Genomic DNA, 287 nt, shown 5'->3' on the forward strand with positions numbered 1-287 from the left:
CCTGATGTCCGACCAGGATTAGCCGACCTTCGTGCTCCTCCGTTACTCTTTGGGAGGAGACCGCCCCAGTCAAACTACCCACCACACAGTGTCCTCGATCCAGATAATGGACCTGAGTTAGAACCCCAAATTGACCAGGCTGGTATTTCAAGGTTGGCTCCACGACAACTGGCGTCATCGCTTCAAAGCCTCCCAGCTATCCTACACAAGCCAATTCAAAGTTCACTGTGAAGCTGTAGTAAAGGTTCACGGGGTCTTTCCGTCTAGCCGCGGGAACGCAGCATCTT

At 53.0% G+C, this 287-nt stretch carries 1 rRNA gene; it reads right to left on the minus strand.

Features of this window, described 5'->3' with window-relative positions:
- A 23S ribosomal RNA gene (locus Q4563_RS19170) occupies positions 1-287 on the minus strand; the annotation flags it as partial.

Source organism: Gilvimarinus sp. 1_MG-2023 (assembly GCF_030548285.1).